Annotated in this window: 18 protein-coding genes; 7 read left to right on the forward strand and 11 right to left on the reverse strand. The window is 54.7% G+C overall.

The window, feature by feature from the left end; genetic code table 11:
- Nucleotides 1-45: 45 nt before the first annotated feature.
- Both HZS80_RS10305 and HZS80_RS10310 read left to right on the forward strand, forming a co-directional pair.
- Entirely contained in the window at nucleotides 46-984 is a 939-nt protein-coding gene (locus tag HZS80_RS10305) for a DMT family transporter (protein WP_179916034.1), read from the forward strand.
- 31 nt (nucleotides 985-1015) lie between these two features.
- On the forward strand, nucleotides 1016-1333 hold the full coding sequence (locus HZS80_RS10310; protein WP_479694279.1) for an EAL domain-containing protein: 318 nt from the start codon (nucleotides 1016-1018) through the stop codon (nucleotides 1331-1333).
- 80 nt (nucleotides 1334-1413) lie between these two features.
- Here the strand turns inward: HZS80_RS10310 and mtgA are convergent, their stop codons facing one another.
- From mtgA to HZS80_RS10330, 4 genes are all read right to left on the reverse strand, one after another.
- Nucleotides 1414-2130, reverse strand: a complete 717-nt coding sequence (gene mtgA, locus HZS80_RS10315; RefSeq protein WP_035558874.1) for a monofunctional biosynthetic peptidoglycan transglycosylase — start codon at nucleotides 2128-2130, stop codon at nucleotides 1414-1416.
- 10 nt (nucleotides 2131-2140) lie between these two features.
- On the reverse strand, nucleotides 2141-2995 hold the full coding sequence (gene fghA, locus HZS80_RS10320) for an S-formylglutathione hydrolase (RefSeq protein ID WP_179916035.1): 855 nt from the start codon (nucleotides 2993-2995) through the stop codon (nucleotides 2141-2143).
- Between the two features lie 85 nt (nucleotides 2996-3080).
- On the reverse strand, nucleotides 3081-4190 hold the full coding sequence (locus HZS80_RS10325) for an S-(hydroxymethyl)glutathione dehydrogenase/class III alcohol dehydrogenase (protein ID WP_035558881.1): 1110 nt from the start codon (nucleotides 4188-4190) through the stop codon (nucleotides 3081-3083).
- 45 nt (nucleotides 4191-4235) lie between these two features.
- Entirely contained in the window at nucleotides 4236-5219 is a 984-nt protein-coding gene (locus tag HZS80_RS10330) for an MBL fold metallo-hydrolase (RefSeq protein WP_179916036.1), read from the reverse strand.
- 132 nt (nucleotides 5220-5351) lie between these two features.
- Here HZS80_RS10330 and HZS80_RS10335 point away from each other — a divergent pair, with 132 nt between their 5' ends.
- Nucleotides 5352-6263: a LysR family transcriptional regulator gene (locus tag HZS80_RS10335; protein ID WP_035558887.1), complete on the forward strand. Its 912-nt coding sequence runs from the start codon at nucleotides 5352-5354 to the stop codon at nucleotides 6261-6263.
- Here HZS80_RS10335 and HZS80_RS10340 read toward each other — a convergent pair.
- A complete protein-coding gene (locus HZS80_RS10340; RefSeq protein WP_179916037.1) occupies nucleotides 6260-7627 on the reverse strand; it encodes an L-serine ammonia-lyase in 1368 nt (455 codons plus the stop codon). The genes HZS80_RS10335 and HZS80_RS10340 overlap by 4 nt on opposite strands.
- 187 nt (nucleotides 7628-7814) lie before the next feature.
- Here HZS80_RS10340 and HZS80_RS10345 point away from each other — a divergent pair, with 187 nt between their 5' ends.
- Entirely contained in the window at nucleotides 7815-8450 is a 636-nt protein-coding gene (locus tag HZS80_RS10345; RefSeq protein WP_035558893.1) for a hypothetical protein, read from the forward strand.
- A gap of 119 nt (nucleotides 8451-8569) precedes the next feature.
- Here the strand turns inward: HZS80_RS10345 and rpoD are convergent, their stop codons facing one another.
- From rpoD to rpsU, 3 genes are all read right to left on the reverse strand, one after another.
- Nucleotides 8570-10420, reverse strand: coding sequence for an RNA polymerase sigma factor RpoD (rpoD, locus tag HZS80_RS10350; protein WP_035558896.1), 1851 nt, complete (start codon nucleotides 10418-10420; stop codon nucleotides 8570-8572).
- Nucleotides 10421-10647: 227 nt separating this feature from the next.
- The gene (dnaG, locus tag HZS80_RS10355; RefSeq protein WP_179916038.1) at nucleotides 10648-12501 is read right to left on the reverse strand and encodes a DNA primase; all 1854 of its coding nucleotides are present in this window, start codon (nucleotides 12499-12501) and stop codon (nucleotides 10648-10650) included.
- A gap of 347 nt (nucleotides 12502-12848) precedes the next feature.
- Entirely contained in the window at nucleotides 12849-13064 is a 216-nt protein-coding gene (gene rpsU / locus HZS80_RS10360; protein WP_008956349.1) for a 30S ribosomal protein S21, read from the reverse strand.
- A gap of 224 nt (nucleotides 13065-13288) precedes the next feature.
- Between rpsU and tsaD the strand changes: the two genes are divergently transcribed.
- A complete protein-coding gene (gene tsaD, locus HZS80_RS10365) occupies nucleotides 13289-14344 on the forward strand; it encodes a tRNA (adenosine(37)-N6)-threonylcarbamoyltransferase complex transferase subunit TsaD (RefSeq protein WP_035558901.1) in 1056 nt (351 codons plus the stop codon).
- A 7-nt stretch (nucleotides 14345-14351) separates the two neighbouring features.
- Here the strand turns inward: tsaD and plsY are convergent, their stop codons facing one another.
- Complete coding sequence (plsY, locus tag HZS80_RS10370) at nucleotides 14352-14924, reverse strand: glycerol-3-phosphate 1-O-acyltransferase PlsY (protein ID WP_035558904.1); 573 nt, start codon at nucleotides 14922-14924, stop codon at nucleotides 14352-14354.
- Nucleotides 14925-15027: 103 nt separating this feature from the next.
- Between plsY and folB the strand changes: the two genes are divergently transcribed.
- Together folB and folK are read left to right on the forward strand one after the other, a co-directional pair.
- Complete coding sequence (gene folB, locus HZS80_RS10375; RefSeq protein WP_035558906.1) at nucleotides 15028-15408, forward strand: dihydroneopterin aldolase; 381 nt, start codon at nucleotides 15028-15030, stop codon at nucleotides 15406-15408.
- Nucleotides 15405-15953 (forward strand): 2-amino-4-hydroxy-6-hydroxymethyldihydropteridine diphosphokinase, encoded by a 549-nt coding sequence (gene folK / locus HZS80_RS10380; RefSeq protein ID WP_035558909.1) that lies wholly within the window; start codon nucleotides 15405-15407, stop codon nucleotides 15951-15953. Before folB ends, folK begins: the two co-directional genes overlap by 4 nt.
- A 4-nt stretch (nucleotides 15954-15957) precedes the next feature.
- On the opposite strand, the gene HZS80_RS10385 is transcribed toward folK, so the two are convergent.
- Together HZS80_RS10385 and HZS80_RS10390 are read right to left on the reverse strand one after the other, a co-directional pair.
- The gene (locus HZS80_RS10385) at nucleotides 15958-17082 is read right to left on the reverse strand and encodes a tRNA nucleotidyltransferase/poly(A) polymerase-related protein (RefSeq protein WP_281662316.1); all 1125 of its coding nucleotides are present in this window, start codon (nucleotides 17080-17082) and stop codon (nucleotides 15958-15960) included.
- Nucleotides 17082-17900, reverse strand: coding sequence for a symmetrical bis(5'-nucleosyl)-tetraphosphatase (locus tag HZS80_RS10390; protein WP_179916039.1), 819 nt, complete (start codon nucleotides 17898-17900; stop codon nucleotides 17082-17084). Before HZS80_RS10390 ends, HZS80_RS10385 begins: the two co-directional genes overlap by 1 nt.
- Between the last annotated feature and the right edge of the window lie 166 nt (nucleotides 17901-18066).

An 18066-nucleotide genomic window follows, 5' to 3' on the forward strand; every position in this document is an offset into this window, starting at 1 on the left:
ATACGTATCAAAAAGATGATTTAAACACGCCACCACGGAATAATAATGACCAGTAAATTCAAAAGCTTAAAATACAACGACCTCTCTTCTGCGGGCTTGGCGGCTATGCCCGCTATTTTTGTTCTTCTCTGGAGCACAGGCTTTATTGGCGCCAAATTTGGCCTGCCTTATGCTGAACCCTTCACATTTTTGTTCATACGCTTCGTGCTGACCTTACTGCTGTTAATCCCGTTGGCACTTTTAATGCGTATTCCTTGGCCATCATCGCCTAGGTTATGGTCACATATCGCCATATCGGGTTTTCTAGTCCACGGTGCCTACTTGGGTGGCGTCTTCTATGGCATTTACTTAGGCATGCCGGCCGGGCTAGCGGCGCTGCTTGTCGGTCTTCAGCCGCTTTTAACCGCCGCCTTTGCCGGACCACTATTAGGGGAAAAGCTGACACGGCTTCAATGGGTGGGGTTAAGCCTGGGTTTAATCGGAATCTGCTTAGTCCTCGGCAGTAAGCTAGAGATTGGTGAATCCCTCTTTGATGGCTTCGGCATTAGCGCTTTACTGTGCGTCACTGCCGCTTTAATGGGCATTTCGTTGGGTACGCTTTATCAGAAAAGATATTGCACCAGTATGCCGCTGCTTTCTGGGGCGGTTATTCAATACTTGGCGGCAGGTGGCCTACTGGGGAGTGGCGCACTGCTATTTGAGACACGCCAAGTGGAATGGAGTAGTACTTTTATACTAACCCTTGCCTGGCTGGTGTTGATTCTCTCAATTGCCGCTATCCTGTTACTTATGGCCTTGATTAAAAAGGGGGAAGCCTCGCGGGTAGCGAGTCTTTTTTATCTTGTGCCACCTGTCACGGCGCTTCAGGCGTGGTGGCTGTTTGACGAACGGCTACCCCTACTGGGGCTTGCGGGAATGGTGATTGCCATCACTGGGGTAGTGATGGTGATTCGAAAATCCGCCCATGGGACGACTAAACGATAACAAGGTTTTGTAGACCAGGGTTTGGATAAACATGTCAGCACAACACCACTGTGCCAGGGTGAACGGACACTGTAACCATTGCGATTCACCGGTACCTTTTACATTTACGATGGCATTTCAACCAATCGTCGATGTTAGTCAGCGAAAAATTATTTACTACGAAGCGTTAGTACGCGGACCCAATGGTGAATCTGCCTTTTCAATACTTGAGCAAGTGACAAAGGATTTGATGTACCGCTTTGATCAAGCGTGCCGTATCAAAGCTATAGAGCTAGCCAGTGAACTAGGTATGCAAGAAAAACTTTCTATCAACTTTCTACCCAAATTTAGAGGCATTGGCGGAAATTGACCGCGCCAAATACGATTAGGTCATGTGAGTAAAGACCATGACCAAATCGTTTATAAATGCTTTTATATCAGCATCCTAAACTATAGTTGTTGCAGGTAATCAGCTCCGCCTAAGTTACGCATCTGCTGGCGTATCCATTGGCTGCGCCGCTCAACCTGAGCATCGGGCCTTGCGGCGCTACGCGTTAGCGGGCTGGGTAAAATAGCGGCCAACAAGCTGGCTTGGCGCTCGGTAAGCGAATGGGAAGAGGCGCCAAAATAGTGCTTAGCCGCTGCCTCCAACCCAAACACGCCGCGATCCCACTCAGCAACATTGAGATAAACCTCAAGGATACGTTGCTTACTCCAGAGTATCTCAATCAGCAACGTAAACCACGCCTCTAGTCCCTTGCGCGTCCAGCTTCGGCCGGTCCATAGAAACACGTTTTTCGCCGTTTGCTGGCTCAGGGTGCTGGCACCCCGTAGCCTTCCGCCGTCCCGACTGGCCTGCAACGCGCGGCGTAATTCGACAAGATCAAACCCACTGTGGTGTGGAAAGCGCTGATCCTCTGCGGCAATCACTGCCAGTTTGGCGTTGTCAGAGAGAGAATCCCAACCGCGCCACTCGCGCTGTAGTCGAATCGGCTCACTATGGATCCAGCTCTGTATTTTGCGCTCAACCATCACCATCGAACCCGGTGGAGGAACAACGCGAAAAAGCAGTACCAGCGCGACTGATAGCAGCACAAACGCTAATACGCCGCGCCATACAATCCGCCATAGCAGACGCATAAAACGGCGCAGCGAACGATTGAGCATCCAGTTATCCTTAACGCTTCATGAGGTGGTCTGCATGATAGCGCAGATGATCCTCAATGAACGAGGCAATGAAGAAGTAACTGTGATCGTAGCCCGGCTGACGGCGCAGTGTTAACGGATGATCGTGCTCCTCACAAACGGCTTCCAAACGCTCTGGCTGCAGCTGCTCTTCTAAGAACTGATCCGCTTCGCCCTGGTCGATAAACAGTCGCTGACGTGATGCGCCATTAGCCACCAATTCACAGGCGTCATACTGGCGCCAGCGTGATTGGTCTTCACCTAGATAAGCGGTAAAGGCTTGCTGCCCCCAGGGGCAGTTCATTGGATTCACCACCGGTGAAAAGGCCGATACTGAGCGGAAACGACCTGGATGGCGCAGTGCCAGAATCAAGGCGCCATGCCCACCCATCGAATGGCCGCTAATGGATTCACGACCATTCACCGGGAAGTGCTGGCGTACCACCGAAGGCAGCTCCTCTATCACATAGTCGTACATGCGATAGTGAGACTTCCAAGGCTCCTCAGTCGCGTTGACATAGAACCCAGCCCCGGAACCTAGATCAAAGCTTTCGTGCTCGCCAGGCAAATCCGTGCCTCTGGGGCTGGTGTCAGGGCAGACAATCGCCACACCCAATTCGGCGGCAATACGGTGAGCGCCCGCTTTCTGCATAAAGTTTTCGTCATTGCAGGTTAGCCCCGAGAGCCACCACAGCAGCGGTACGCGCTCGTTTTCCGCCTGGGGTGGCAAGTAAACGGCGAAGACCATGTCGCAATCCAGCGCACGGGAGTAATGGCGGTAGCGCTTATGCCAGCCACCAAAACTACGGTTAGCAGACACCAGTTCTAAAGTTTCACTCATGCTCATGGGCAGGTTCCTTTAAATGCAGCAAACGCGGCAGGTCTCCCCGCCGCGTTTTAAACGTGCTAGCTATCAGCTTCAGCAATGATACTCAGTAATGCAGTACGGTACGAATGCTCTTACCTGCATGCAGTAAATCAAACGCTTCGTTGATTTTCTCAAACGGCATATCGTGGGTGATGAAGTCGTCGATATTGATCTCCCCGTTCATATAACGATCAACGTAACCCGGTAACTCGCTGCGCCCTTTGACGCCACCAAAGGCGGATCCTTTCCATACACGCCCGGTGACCAGTTGAAACGGCCGTGTCGAAATCTCTTCACCGGCCCCAGCGACACCAATCACGATCGATTCGCCCCAGCCTTTATGGCAGCACTCCAGCGCCGAACGCATCACGTTAACGTTACCGATACACTCGAAGGAGTAGTCAACGCCACCATCGGTCATATCGACAATGACTTGTTGGATCGGGTCTGAATACTCTTTCGGGTTCACAAAATCGGTGGCGCCAAACTGCTTGGCCAGCTCAAACTTATCAGCATTAACGTCGATGGCAATAATTCGTCCCGCTTTGGCCATCACAGCACCCTGAATAACAGCAAGACCAATCGCACCAAGGCCAAACACCGCTACGGTAGCGCCCGGCTCTACTTTGGCGGTATTAAGCACCGCGCCAATGCCAGTAGTCACACCGCAGCCCAACAGGCAGATTTTATCCATGGGCGCTTCTTTAGATACCACCGCCAGGGAGACTTCGGGCAACACTGTGTACTCACTGAACGTAGAGGTGCCCATATAGTGGTGAAGCATCTTACCGTCTAGGGAGAACCGCGAGGTCCCGTCAGGCATGACCCCTTTACCCTGGGTAGCGCGCACGCTGCCGCACAGGTTGGTTTTACCCGACAAACAGAACTTACACTTACCGCACTCGGCGGTATAGAGCGGAATCACATGGTCGCCCGGCTTAAGGCTGGTGACGCCCTCGCCTACTTCCTGAACGACGCCTGCGCCTTCGTGACCCAATACTGCGGGGAAATTACCTTCCGGGTCAGCTCCAGAAAGCGTGTAGGCATCAGTGTGACAAACGCTCGTAGCGGCCATTTTAACCAGCACTTCGCCCGCTTTTGGGCCTTCAACATCAATCTCAACTAATTCGAGCGGCTTACCCGCCTCTAGTGCAACAGCTGCGCGTGACTTCATTTCGGCTCCTCAATGTTCGTTACTTCAACCACTCTTACGAATGCGTTACTCGTCAGCTGCCACCGGGCCAAACTCAATCGGTAGCCAGCGATAGCCTTCTTTATCTTCTACGATATGACCAATGCCGGGGAAAGGCATATGGGCACCGGCGATCCAGTGCTTATCTGCAACGGCACTTTCGAGCACTTCTTCTCGAGTGCGAATGGCCTGCTCAGGGTCAGAATCAAACTCAATAGCCACAGTAGGGTCGGCAAATTGAACGCCGTAGCTGTGCACCACGTCACCCCATACCAGCATGGCGCCATCATCGCTATTAAGCATAAAGCTTGAGTGACCCACGGTATGCCCATGAGTGTCTTGTGCGACGATACCCATCAACACCTCATCACCTGCCGTGAAGGGATTAAAGCGACCCGCTTCCTGGTATGGCGCTATTGCCTCTTGAGCCATGGTAAAGAAGGGTTGATTGGCTTCAGGTGCCGCAGCCGCACGCTCCTCATCCAGCCAAAAATCAGCATCGGCTTGACTCGCTCGTAGCTCAGCGTTGGGGTATACCGCTTCGCCATGCTCGTTGGCTAAACCGCACACATGATCCGGGTGTAAATGGGTCATCAACACCGTGTCGACGTCTTCTGGCGAGTAACCTGATGCGCGTAGGTTGCTCTCTACCTGGCCAAGCGAGGGGCCAAAGCAGGCGGCAGACCCAGCATCGACCAGCACTAAGTTCTCACCCGTGTGAATAAGAAAAGCATTGACCGCCGTTTGCATGCCGTTTTCCGCATCAATAAATAGCGCATCCAGGTGGCGAAGAATCTCGTCTTGCTCCATGCCTTTTAGCAACGAGGTATCAATAGCGGTATGACCATCATATAAAGCGGTCACCTCATACTGCCCGACCATCATACGAAACCAACCCGGTGCCTGCTCCGGCTGCTGTGTAGGTAGCTCTGCCTGAGCGCTAATGGCCCAGCCTGCACTAATAGCGACAGCCAGTGCACCGCGCGACCACTGAGAAAAGGATTTAGACATAAGCTATACACTCCCTGGATACACTAACGATGCTAGCAGTGTAGGCCAGCTAGGCGCAGTAGATAAAGCGGGATACACTCATAAGATTATTGTCGCTCAGCAACAATCGCTATCGACCTAAGGAATTTCAACATGCAGCACTGGAGCCGTATCGAAGCGTTTGTCGAAGTAGTGCGTTTAGGCACATTTTCTGCCGCAGCCCGCCACTTGAAAGTGTCCACCTCTCATATCAGCCGCTTGGTCAGCCAGCTTGAAAACCAGTTGGGTGTACAGTTGCTGTATCGCACCACCCGCCAGATCCGTTTGACCGACGCGGGCGCTACCTACGTCGAGCACTGCCGCCATCTCTTTGATGGGCTGCGCGATGCCGAGCAGGCACTGAGCGAGCTCCAGGCCAAACCCAATGGGCTGCTTAAACTGACCTCGGCTACTACCTTCGGCGAGCGCTTTATCGCCCCACTGGTTAACGACTTTCAGTGTTTGCATCCTCAGTTGGATGTGCACATGCACTTCACTAATCGACCGGTAGAACTGATTGAAGAAGGCTACGATATTGCCATTCGGATGGGGGTATTGAAAGATTCCAGCTTGATCGCCAGGCGACTATGCGACCGCCGCGAGTATATCGTTGGCTCTCAACGCTATTTTCGCCAAGCGCCGCGCCCCCACACCTTGGCCGAGCTTAACCAGCACCGCTGCTTGATTGGCTCACGACCCAACTGGCTGTTTGAAGTCAACGGCCAACGCCGCGAAGTGCGTGTCGAGGGGTGCTGGACAGGCAACTCTGGCCCAGCACTGCTAGATGCTGCTCGCAAAGGGCTGGGCTTGGCGCAGTTGCCTGATTATTACGTGGCTCCCTATCTGGCAAGCGGTGAGCTAGTGACCGTGCTTGAGCCTTTTCAGCACCACGATACCGCCGTTTGGGCTGTTTACCCCCGCCACCGCCACTTGTCACCTAAAATCCGACAGCTGGTCGACTATCTTGTTACCAATATTAACAGCGTGCTGCCCCAAAACCCGCTTAGTGAAGAAGCTTCTGATTAGCACTCAATGGCATTGACAGCGAGCCCGCCCTTGGATGTTTCTTTATACTTATCCTGCATATCGCGTCCCGTATCGCGCATGGTGCGGATCACTTTATCCAGCGATATAAAGTGCTCGCCATCGCCGTGCATCGCCATACGCGCGGCATTAATAGCTTTGACGGAGGCAATCGCATTGCGCTCGATGCAAGGCACTTGAACGAGCCCACCGACCGGGTCGCAGGTCAAACCTAAGTTATGCTCTAAACCAATCTCAGCGGCGTTCTCCACCTGGCCCGGCGAGCCGCCTAGCACCTCGGCGAGTCCTGCGGCTGCCATGGCGCAGGCGGAGCCTACTTCGCCCTGGCAACCCACCTCCGCACCGGAAATGGAGGCGTTCTTTTTGCATAAAATGCCTACTGCGCCGGCGGTTAGCAGAAAATCCACCACATCGGCTTCGCTAGCGTCGGGTTCAAACTTCAAGTAGTACGCCAATACGGCGGGCACAATACCCGCTGCACCGTTGGTTGGCGCAGTGACCATCCGCCGCCCGGCGGCGTTCTCTTCATTTACCGCCAGCGCGAATACGTTGACCCAATCCATGACGGTAAAACTCGACACAATCAGGCGCTGATTAGCCGGTGGATGAAGCAACTGCTGATGGAGCAACTGCGCACGACGGCGCACATTTAAACCACCCGGCAAATGGCCAGTGGCGCGCAGGCCATTCTCGATGCTGTCGCTCATGGCGTGCCAAATGGTCAGCAGCTCCTCACGAATGGTCGCTTCGCTGCGCCAGGCTTTTTCATTTTCAAGCATCAGTTGGCTAATGCGCAGCTGATGCTGCTGACATAGCGCGAGCAGCTCGGCCGCCGTATTGAAGGGATATGCCAGCGGCGTGCTGTCCTCGCCCAGTTCGCCTTGATCCGCTTTGGCTTGATCAACATAGAAGCCGCCGCCTAGTGAGTAATATGTGTTCGTCGCCACCAGTGTGTTATGGCAGTAAGCGCTCAACACCATGGCATTAGGATGAAACGGCAGGCAGGTTTCATCCCACTCCACATCGCTGCCAACCTCAAAGGCGATTGGCTGGCCATTGACAAGCAACAGTGGTTCACCCTCATCAAGTTGTTTTAATCGCGATGCAATAGTGTCGGGATCGATGCTTTCGGGTGCCTCTCCCATCAACCCCATGATCACCGCTTGATCGGTACCGTGCCCCACCCCAGTGGCGGCCAATGAACCATGCAGCCTTACCACCAGCCGAGTGATGGTTGTATCACCCAGCGCCAAGGCAAAGTCACGAGCAGCGCGCATCGGCCCCACCGTGTGGGAACTTGAAGGACCGATGCCGATACGAAAAAGATCAAACACACTAATAGCCATGCCGATGACGCCTCAAAACGTTGTTATTGCCTGTCTAATAGACACTTTGCAGGGACGATGACCAAACATCGCGTGATTAACCGCAATATCGACGTGCGAACATACAAGTGTGACGATATAATGAACATTCACCCTTGCATGTTAATATATGCGAATTGCGACGCTGCTTACCACAAAGGATGTTGGTATGTCTTCTCCCCCTCCCTGGCCAATAGGGTTTCAAACCATTTTAGTGCGTGCAGTGCTGTACGTGTTATTTATCGGCGCGATTGCCCAAGGTGCCTATTTAGAAGCACTCTATCTCCCTTCAGTACGGTTTTCTGAGCTGGGCTTTACCGAGTTTACGCAAACACTGGTGCTTGCCACCTGCTGTGCAATGCTGATTTATATTCGCCAAGTGCTTAAAGTCTGGCCCACCGTCACCCTACTGCTACTAGCGTTTGTGGCCGCCTCTTTAGTGCGCGAACAGGATCACTTTTTAGATAACTATGTGGCTGAAAACACCTGGAAGGTACTGGTGGCGCTGATTATTCTCCCGACACTCTTTTGGGTGGTGAAGCAGCGCCAACGCTTTCTTGCGGAGTTTACCCATTATAGCAACACCTTCGCTTTCGGTTTGTTTACGGCAGGCGTGCTGACTACTTATATCTTTTCGCGCCTCTATGGGCGACAGGAATTCTGGCAAGCCATTCTTGAAGACAGCTACTCTGGAACCTTTAAGAGTGTCGCAGAGGAAGTGGTTGAGCTACTCGGTTACAGCTTAATTTTGATCGCCACCTTAGAGCTACTACTATTGACGCGCCGCATTTATAAAGCTCGGTAGCTATCCACTTAAGCTAGGTACCGATCACCACCACGAAAAAGCCCGCCGTTCAATGAACGGCGGGCTTTTTGATCTTAGCGGCTACTGCTTGCTATTCACCGCTTACCTTTTCACGGCATTTATTCGTCGAGGAACGAACGCAGCGGTTCAGAGCGGCTGGGGTGGCGCAGCTTACGCAGCGCTTTGGCTTCAATCTGACGAATTCGCTCACGTGTCACGTCAAACTGCTTGCCCACCTCTTCCAGCGTATGGTCGGTATTCATATCAATACCGAAGCGCATACGCAGCACTTTCGCTTCGCGAGCGGTCAAGCCGCCTAACACGTTACGCGTCGCTTCGATAAGACCTTCACCGGTGGCCATATCGATCGGCAGCAACATGGTGCCATCTTCGATAAAGTCGCCCAGGTGTGAATCATCATCGTCACCAATCGGCGTCTCCATGGAGATCGGCTCTTTGGCGATTTTGAGCACCTTGCGTACTTTATCTTCCGGCATTTCCAAGCGCTCGCCGAGCTCTTCCGGGGTCGGCTCACGGCCCATTTCCTGGAGCATCTGGCGTGATACGCGATTGAGCTTGTTGATCGTCTCAATCATGTGCACCGGAATACGAATGGTGCGCGCCTGATCCGCGATGGAGCGGGTGATTGCCTGACGAATCCACCAAGTGGCATAGGTCGAGAACTTGTAACCACGGCGGTATTCGAACTTATCGACCGCTTTCATCAAGCCGATGTTGCCTTCCTGAATGAGATCCAGGAACTGCAGACCGCGGTTGGTGTACTTCTTGGCAATCGAGATAACCAAACGCAAGTTAGCCTCAACCATCTCTTTCTTGGCACGACGAGCTTTCGCCTCACCAATCGAGAGCTTGCGATTCACCTCTTTAAGGTCGGCAACCGAGAGTTGCACCATGTCCTCTTCAAAGGCGATCTTACGCTGGGCACGGGCGATATCGGCGCGCAGCGGCTCAAGACGGTCAGCGTACTTGCTCTGCGCTGCCTGGAAATCATCCAGCCACGTTTTACGCGATTCGTTGCCAGGGAACGACTTGATAAAGGTTTTACGCGGCACCTTGGCTTTCTTCACGCACAGCTGCATCACCGCTTTTTCCTGGGCGCGCACTTGCTCAACGCTGATACGCACTTGGCCGACGAGGCGCTCAAAGTGCTTAGGTACCAGCTTGATGGGCGAGAAAAGCACCGCCAAGCGAGCCTGCTCGGCCTTCAGCTCGGCACTACCTCGGCCATGCTTGGCAAACGCCGCTTCGACTAAGGCTTTCTGCTCGCGAATCTGCTCAAAACGCGCACGCGCTTCTTCGGGATCCGGGCCGCCCTCGCTGGCCGTGGAGTCTTCGTCCTCATCATCGCCGTCGCCTTCCACGTCATCTTCAAGTTCGGACTCGGGCTCCGGCTCCGGCACCTCTGCTTCGGCAACGCCGGGGATGCCCTCATCGGGATCAATGAAACCAGAAAACAGATCCGAAAGACGCCCCGGCGCTTCTTCATCCTGGGTGGCGTCATAGGCGTCCAGAATAGACGCGACGGCTCCCGGCAAATAGGCCAGAGACGACATCACTTCACGGGTGCCCTCTTCGATCCGTTTGGCGATTTCAATTTCGCCCTCACGGGTCAAAAGCTCAACCGTGCCCATTTCACGCATATACATGCGTACGGGGTCAGTGGTGCGGCCTACATCGCTTTCCACGGCGGCAAGGGCCGCTACGGCCTCTTCCGCAGCGGACTCGTCCGTGGACTGATCCGACATCATCAAAGTGTCTTCATCTGGCGCTTCTTCAGCGACACTTATACCCATGTCGTTGATCATGCCAATGATGTCTTCCACTTGATCCGGGTCGGCGATATCCTCGGGTAGATGGTCGTTGACCTCGGCATAGGTCAGGTAGCCCTGTTCCTTGCCTCGAGCGATCAACTCCTTCAGACGCGACTGCTGCTGCGCATTTCCAGCCATAGAAACCCTATCTCGACGAAGAAGAATGAAACACCTGGAGCGCTGAATCGATTAAACTCAACAAGCCGTACAGTATAGCGTAAAAAGCAGGAAATTTTCCAGCTCGACGTATTTGCGCGGTAATTCAGGTGTGTTAGTTTGTTCGGTTAGGCCAGCGCTCGGTAGCTGAGCCTATATCTGGTGCTGAAACGCTAGGAATTCAACCCCCCATCGCCCAAGACACCGCCTCATTGACGCTGAGCAAGCTCCATTACCAAGCTTGCCAAACGCTGGCGCTGCTCCTTATCTAACTTTTGCCCGGCGCGCTCCTGCGCCAGCAACGCCGTGTACTCCTCTTGAGGAGAACGCTGACGTTGAACATGCTGCAGATGTTCCACCCAGCCATTCAGCTCTGCTTCCCTATCTGCCTTGGGAATCAACAGCTCGCGCTTAGCAAAGACCGCCAATGCCTGCCCCTGCTGACTGCCTTGAAAATGCGCCAACACTACTTGCGGGCTGCGGTAGCGCCCCGCCTTTAGCAGTGCGATCAGTTCTCTGCATAGCGGTGCGTCATCATCTTCCGGTAGCCACTCCAAATGATCCGGGAGCGAAGTCACCAAATTGGGCTCATGCAGCAACAGCTGCACGATACGCCCAACCGGGGAGAGCGCCTGGGAACGTGAGCGCGATGAGTGGGCTGGCGCTGCCAATACCGCACCCTGCATCGCTGATGACGCCGAATCGGGCTCTACCTGCTCCGCCTGTCTCTGCGAAGCGTGGTGCTGCGACACTTGGGCACGCTTTTCGAGCAGTACTTTCAACTGCTCTTGTGCCAACCCACTACGCTGTGCCAAAGACTCAAGCAGTAGTGATTTGAGCATGCCATCAGGTACTTTGTTCAATGCTTCAAGCACCTGACTGGCAAATCGTTCGCGCCCTTCCACGGTATTCAAGTCGCGCCCTTGGGCCGCCTGCTCGAACAGAAACTCCGACAGCGGCATGGCACAGGTGACGCGATCCTGAAACGCCTGGGTGCCTTCACGGCGCACCAGGGTATCCGGATCATCACCTTCAGGCAGAAACAGAAAACGCGCTTCACGGCCATCAATCATTTGCGGCAACGCTGTTTCCAACGCCCGGCTAGCCGCCTGCCTTCCCGCACGGTCACCGTCAAAACAGAATACTACGCGACTCACCAGTCGAAACAGGCGGGTCAAATGGTCTTCCGTGGTAGCGGTGCCCAGCGTCGCCACGGCGTTATGAATACCGAATTGCGCCAGCGCCACCACATCCATATAGCCTTCGACCATAACAAGCTGCTCAAGCTTGCTAGAGGCTTGGCGCGCTTCATACAGGCCGTAAAGCTCACGGCCTTTGTGGAACACGGGTGTTTCCGGCGAGTTGAGGTATTTGGGCTGATCATCCCCCATTACCCTGCCGCCGAACGCAATCGTACGACCACGCAGATCACGAATCGGAAACATGACCCGATCCCGAAAGCGGTCATAAGTACGCCCGGTATCTTCACGATGAATCAGCAGGCCATACTCTACCTGCACCGGCTCACCAATACCGCGTTCGCTGAGATGCTGCTTTAGCGCCTCCCAACCACTCGGGGCATAGCCAATGCCATAGGTCTTGATCACCTCGTCCGTGAGCCCACGACCCGACAAATAGCGTTGGGCAGACTGGCCCTCCTGCATCTTTAATCGCTCGCGATAAAAACTGGCGGCGAGTTCGAGCAGGTTAACGCCCTCTTTGCGCTTCTTTTCGCGTTGCTGGGCACGTGGGTCGTCAGCACCTTCGCGAGGCACCTCAATACCCAAGCGCCCGGCCAACTGCTCTACCGCTTCGGGAAACGGCAGCTTGTCGTACTCCATCAAGAAGCGTAGTGCATTCCCATTAGCGCCGCAGCCAAAGCAGTGATAAAACTGCTTATCCGCGCTGACGGTGAACGACGGGGTCTTCTCTTGATGAAAGGGACATAGCCCGGAGTAGTTACGGCCGGCTTTTTTAAGCTGCACACGCTCACCGACCACCTCGACCACATCAACGCGGCCTAACAGATCATCAATAAAACGCTGTGGAATTTGGCCTGCCATGAACTACGGGCATCCTCGCGCAAAGCGCTAATTCGCTGACTTTCGAGACTGCTTTCTAAAACTATCTTCAAAATACTATCGTCAAAATACTGTTTTTAAAAAATTGTATTTAAAAACTGATCTTAATAACTGCTTAAGGTCATCAGACCTATTGCCAGATCAGATCATCATAAACAGCGACAGTCTTAAAAAACGGTGATTTTGAAAACCGTGATTTCGAAAAACAATAACCTTGAAAAACAGCGATCATGAAAACAACAGTCAAAAACAAACGGCCACCTAGTGGCGGCCGCTTGGCATCCCTCTTGAGACGACCAGCTAACTGCTCCGGCCCCCTCGGGTACGGATCAATAGAGCCGTTCGAAACGCTTTTGCTCACGCTGGACTTTCTTGGCGTGGCGTTTTACGGCAGCTGCCGCTTTGCGTTTACGCTCAGCAGTCGGCTTCTCATAGTGCTCGCGGCGGCGTACTTCAGAAAGAACACCGGCTTTTTCGCAAGAACGCTTGAAGCGACGCAGGGCGACGTCAAACGGCTCGTTATCACGTACTTTTACAGAAGGCATTAAGCACTCACCTACCTTAAGGAGTCTTGAGTTCGGATAGTACGTACACTGCGATATTGCGGTTCAGAATACAGTGTACGACCCAGTTTTACAGCGCACAGTAGTCTAGTCGCCGTTGGCCATCTTTGCAAATGCTTACGCTCGTTTGCAGCGACAATGTTAGACTACTGGCCTTGTGATTTTCACCTTTATATTTTTTGCACATCCTTTGAGAGTCCCTTTTTATGCGTGTTCTGGGCATTGAAACATCCTGCGACGAAACGGGCGTTGCGCTTTATGACACTTCGCTAACCGGCGGCAAAGGGCTGCTGGCCGACGCGCTCTACAGTCAAATCGCCATGCACGCCGAATTTGGTGGTGTGGTACCCGAACTCGCTTCTCGCGACCACACCCGCAAACTGCTACCGCTAATTGAGCAGGTGCTCAGCGATGCCAAGCTAACGCGTCACGACTTGGACGGCATTACTTATACCGCTGGCCCGGGCTTAGTCGGTGCATTAATGGTAGGCGCCAGCACCGCCCACGGTATGGCACGAGCGTTAAATATTCCCGTACTTGGCGTGCATCATATGGAAGGTCACTTACTGGCACCGATGCTGGAAGACGAGCCGCCTGCGTTCCCCTTCGTGGCGCTGCTGGTATCCGGCGGGCATACCCAACTGGTCGAAGTGCAGGGGCTGGGGCGCTATCAGCTACTCGGCGAATCGGTGGATGACGCCGCGGGTGAAGCGTTTGATAAAGCTGCCAAAATGCTGGGCTTGGCCTACCCAGGTGGGCCTCAAGTCGCCAAACTGGCGGAACAAGGGGATCCCAAGCGCTTTCGCTTCCCGCGCCCGATGACCGACCGACCAGGGCTCGATTTCAGTTTCTCAGGCTTAAAAACCCACACCATGACCGCCATTCGCCAATTGGAGGCAGTGGGGGAACTCGACGACCAAGCACGTGCCGATGTAGCCCGCGCCTTTGAAGAAGCCGTGGTTGATACGCTGGTCATTAAGTGCCGCAGAGCGCTGGATCAAACCGGTTTGAAACGTTTAGTGGTAGCGGGTGGGGTTAGCGCCAATCATCGCCTGCGTGAACGACTCCACGCTGAGTGTGAAAAACGCCAAGCCCGCGCCTACTACCCACGCGGGCGCTTTTGCACCGACAATGGCGCCATGATTGCCTACGTAGGCGCTCAGCGCTTGGCAGCGGGCGAGTGCGATACCTACGGCATAATGCAGGCGACCCCCCGCTGGCCGCTGGATCAACTGTCACCCCCGGCTGCCGCTGACAGCTAACTGCGCTCTAGGAGCCGCGAAATGGCGGCTCTTCACCGCGTCGCAGTCGACGAATATTAAGCCCGTGGCGGGCCAACACCAGCAGACTGAAGCCGCCGACCACCATAAAATACGCAGGCGCTAGCCAAGCGCATATTAGCGGCGCCACCAAAGCACTGGCCAGCGATGCCATCGCCGCCGTCTTTAGCCGCCACGCCAGTAGCGCCCAAATAATGGCGCTTAATAGCGCAACATTGGGCACCAATATCAGCAGTACACCAAACGCACTGGCGACTGCCTTTCCGCCACGAAAGTGGTGCCATAAGGGAAAACTGTGTCCTAGCAACACGGCCAGCCCAACCAGCCCTTGCAACCATACTGGGCAGCTCATGAGCTTGGCTCCTATAACAGCGGGCATGGCTTTTAAGGCATCTAGCAGCAGAGTAACGGCCGCCAAACGGGGGCCATAAAGGCGCAATACGTTAGAAAACCCAGGGTTAAACGAACCATGTTGGCGTGGGTCCCCCACACCCGCTAGGCGGCAAACGCTCAGCGCTGCCAACCAACTGCCGCTTAAATAACCCACTACTATCCATACCATGGCGCTCTGCTCGCTTTATAGACCGTCTCGATAGCCTGGCTCGCTGTCGTTTAGCCCCATCCTAACGTACAATCGCCCGCTTGTTGCAGCTGGGGGAAGGCAGATGGATCGCATTTTGATTGAAGCGTTAACCGTCGACACAGTTATCGGTGTCTATGCTTGGGAGCGTTCAATTCAGCAGTCGCTGAGCCTGGACTTAGTGCTGGCAACCGATATACGTTCAGCGGCAGCGACCGATGATTTACGCCTCACGCTGGATTACGCGGCCATTTGTCAGCGCATCCAGACATTTGCCGATGCTCATCAATTCGCCCTGGTCGAAACTTTCGCCGAACGCCTCGCAGAGTGCTTACGTACAGAGTTTCCAATCAATGGGTTGCGCCTCACCGTGCGTAAACCCGGCGCAGTGCCCAACGCTGTCAGCGTCGGTTTGGAAATTACCCGCGGCGCCTTACCAGAGGCAATGCAGGAGCCCAGCGCATGAAACTGGTCACTGTCAGCTTAGGCAGCAATATTTACCCCACTCGGCATATCCGCTACTGCCTTGATGCGCTCGCGGACACCTTTGGCTCGCTGCAAATCTCACGTGTGTTTGAAAGCGAGCCAGTGGGCTTTACCGACAGTCGCAATTTCTATAATTTGGTAGTGGCCTTCCACAGTGACTGGACACCCGGGGAGCTTCAGGCTTGGAGTAAGCAGCTGGAAATAGAGCACGGCCGCCTTCCTGACACTGCTAAATTTAGCCCCCGCGCGCTGGATATCGACTTGCTTACCGTGGGCAGCCTCTGCGGCACCGTCGATGATGTCACGTTGCCACGCAGCGAAATCACTCATAATGCGTTCGTGCTGCAGCCGCTTGCGGAATTGCTACCCACAGAGCGCCACCCCTTGTGTGACACCTCTTACGCTTCGCTATGGAAAACCTTCGAACTAGGCAGCCAACGCCTCTGGGCGGTTGATTTTAGCTGGCGTGGCCGCTGGATCTCTCAGTCAGACGAGCTGCCTCGCTTGGCAGCGGCCCGTCGATAACCAGTTACTCAAGTGCTACCGCCACGGCTTGCCCGCGCCGCACGCGTATTGCCTCACCCAGCGCTGCCCCCTGATATCCTTCCGCCATTAACGCCTGCGGCCCCACCTCGCGAGCCGCTAGCCAAGCGCTGCCAAGCCGCTCCACTTGCTCCGGCGCCAGCACGCTCACTAATGCCAACTGCGCCTCGACCTGCTCGGGCTTGCGCCAGCCATCCAACCTTTCAAGCCAATGCAGCACATTCGGGCCCTCCAGTGGCGCGGTAAGCAGCGCATAAGTGAGCGCGGTATGACGGGCAAGCTGAGCCACGGCGTTAGGCAACTTTAACCGCGTTGCTAAGGCATCACGCTGTTCGGCGGTGAGCGGTGACACCAACTGCGCATAGCGCCAGTGAGCCACTGCTATCGTGCTGTTTCGAGGCGTTTGATCCAGCGCAGCTAAACCTCGCGGCAACACCGACCCCATGAGTTCGGGAAACCAGATAGGCAGCGCCTCGCAGCGCTCAAGGGTGGTAAAATAAACGTCCGGGCTTGGTTCGCCCAGCGCCTTTTCAGTTTCCACCCACACCCGTTCGGCGGCCAAATGCTCAAGTTCACCGCTATGACTCACCTGACGCATCAGCGCCAGGGTTTCAGGGGCAATGGTGAAGCCCAGCCCTGCATAACGGGCCAAAAAGCGTGCGGTACGCAGTACGCGCAGCGGGTCTTCGCTAAACGCAGAAGAGATATGCCGAAGCACGCGCCGTTCGATATCGCCTTGACCATTAAACGGGTCGGTTAATTCACCCTCGGGGCTCTGGGCAATCGCGTTAATGGTTAAATCCCGCCGCAAAAGATCCTCTTCCAGGCTGACATCGGGGCTGGCGTGCACTTCAAACCCGCCATAACCATGGCCAGATTTGCGCTCGGTGCGGGCGAGCGCGTACTCCTCGGCCGTATCCGGATGCAGAAAGACCGGAAAGTCGCGCCCCACGGGTTTAAAGCCACGTTTGCGCATGACGTCTGGCGTAGCGCCCACCACCACCCAGTCATTGTCATAGACCGGCCAGCCCAGTAGCGCATCGCGCACAGCGCCGCCCACCCGAAACACGCTCAAACCCGCTAAACGTGGATCGCTATTGGTCTCTTTCACTACTGTCTACTCCGTTGCTGGCTCGCCACACTGGTTCGCTCTCCGCTGTCCAGATTAAGCGCGGTTAACCGCCCACCCCAAACGCATCCCGTATCCAACGCCTCGACGGGCACCCGCGCCTGCGGGGTTCTTCCTTCCAGTGCCGCCCAGTGGCCGAAAAGCAGCCGGGTATTATCATCTCGCGGGTATTGAAACCAGGGCAGAAAACCCGAAGGCGCACTATCTAGCCCCTCTTTAGCGGCAAAGTCCAAACGCCCTTGGGCATCAATAAAGCGCATTCGGGTGAGCACATTAACAATCAGGCGCAGACGATCCATGCCGTCTAGATCGTCGCGCCAGCTATCCGGCAGGTTGCCAAACAGTTGGGTTAAAAACTTACCAGAGGCGTCACTGCCCAGAGCTGCCTGCACTTCACGCCCCAGCGACTCGGTCTGAGCCACACTCCATTGGGGAAGCAGCCCGGCATGGGTCATGAGCGTACCGTTTTCAATCACGCAAAGCGGTTGGCTCTGTAGCCAATCCAGTAGCGCTTCGCGATCAGGGGCGCCCAGAATATCGCTAAGGGTGTCGTTTTTCTTCAGTTTGCCGCCGCCGCGCGCCACCACCAGCAAATGAAAATCGTGGTTGCCCAGTACGCTGCGTGCAGCGCTCCCCAGAGCACGCACTTCGCGCAGGCACGCTAAAGAGCCTGGGCCACGATTAATTAAATCACCGACCAGCCATAGCGCATCCCGCGTGGGGTTGAAGCTGAGCTTCTCCAGAAGGGCTACAAATTCGGCGTGACAGCCGTGCAGATCGCCGATCGCATAGGTACTCATGCGGGAGGCCTTTTTCATAAAATAAGTGGACTAATACTACCACTTCACCGAGACCCTCTGCCTGTTGTAGACGGTTTATGTTGATGATTAACACTGGTTAAAAGAGTGAACCTGGCTCACTATAAAAGTACGCTTTGATGCTCTTAAGCCATTCGATAGTTAGCCA

The sequence above is a fragment of the Vreelandella glaciei genome (genome assembly GCF_013415125.1).
GTDB classification, from domain to species: domain Bacteria; phylum Pseudomonadota; class Gammaproteobacteria; order Pseudomonadales; family Halomonadaceae; genus Vreelandella; species Vreelandella glaciei.

Excerpts from the sequence above, each read along its gene's own strand:
- rpsU (WP_008956349.1), bottom strand. The coding sequence starts at position 13,064 with ATGCCTTCTGTAAAAGTACGTGATAACGAGCCGTTTGACGTCGCCCTG.
- HZS80_RS10335 (WP_035558887.1), top strand. The coding sequence starts at position 5,352 with ATGCAGCACTGGAGCCGTATCGAAGCGTTTGTCGAAGTAGTGCGTTTA.
- dnaG (WP_179916038.1), bottom strand. The coding sequence starts at position 12,501 with ATGGCAGGCCAAATTCCACAGCGTTTTATTGATGATCTGTTAGGCCGC.
- HZS80_RS10340 (WP_179916037.1), bottom strand. The coding sequence starts at position 7,627 with ATGGCTATTAGTGTGTTTGATCTTTTTCGTATCGGCATCGGTCCTTCA.
- fghA (WP_179916035.1), bottom strand. The coding sequence starts at position 2,995 with ATGAGCATGAGTGAAACTTTAGAACTGGTGTCTGCTAACCGTAGTTTT.
- rpoD (WP_035558896.1), bottom strand. The coding sequence starts at position 10,420 with ATGGCTGGAAATGCGCAGCAGCAGTCGCGTCTGAAGGAGTTGATCGCT.
- HZS80_RS10345 (WP_035558893.1), top strand. The coding sequence starts at position 7,815 with ATGTCTTCTCCCCCTCCCTGGCCAATAGGGTTTCAAACCATTTTAGTG.
- HZS80_RS10310 (WP_479694279.1), top strand. The coding sequence starts at position 1,016 with ATGTCAGCACAACACCACTGTGCCAGGGTGAACGGACACTGTAACCAT.
- mtgA (WP_035558874.1), bottom strand. The coding sequence starts at position 2,130 with ATGCTCAATCGTTCGCTGCGCCGTTTTATGCGTCTGCTATGGCGGATT.
- folB (WP_035558906.1), top strand. The coding sequence starts at position 15,028 with ATGGATCGCATTTTGATTGAAGCGTTAACCGTCGACACAGTTATCGGT.
- HZS80_RS10390 (WP_179916039.1), bottom strand. The coding sequence starts at position 17,900 with ATGAGTACCTATGCGATCGGCGATCTGCACGGCTGTCACGCCGAATTT.
- folK (WP_035558909.1), top strand. The coding sequence starts at position 15,405 with ATGAAACTGGTCACTGTCAGCTTAGGCAGCAATATTTACCCCACTCGG.
- HZS80_RS10325 (WP_035558881.1), bottom strand. The coding sequence starts at position 4,190 with ATGAAGTCACGCGCAGCTGTTGCACTAGAGGCGGGTAAGCCGCTCGAA.
- plsY (WP_035558904.1), bottom strand. The coding sequence starts at position 14,924 with ATGGTATGGATAGTAGTGGGTTATTTAAGCGGCAGTTGGTTGGCAGCG.
- HZS80_RS10305 (WP_179916034.1), top strand. The coding sequence starts at position 46 with ATGACCAGTAAATTCAAAAGCTTAAAATACAACGACCTCTCTTCTGCG.
- HZS80_RS10330 (WP_179916036.1), bottom strand. The coding sequence starts at position 5,219 with ATGTCTAAATCCTTTTCTCAGTGGTCGCGCGGTGCACTGGCTGTCGCT.
- tsaD (WP_035558901.1), top strand. The coding sequence starts at position 13,289 with ATGCGTGTTCTGGGCATTGAAACATCCTGCGACGAAACGGGCGTTGCG.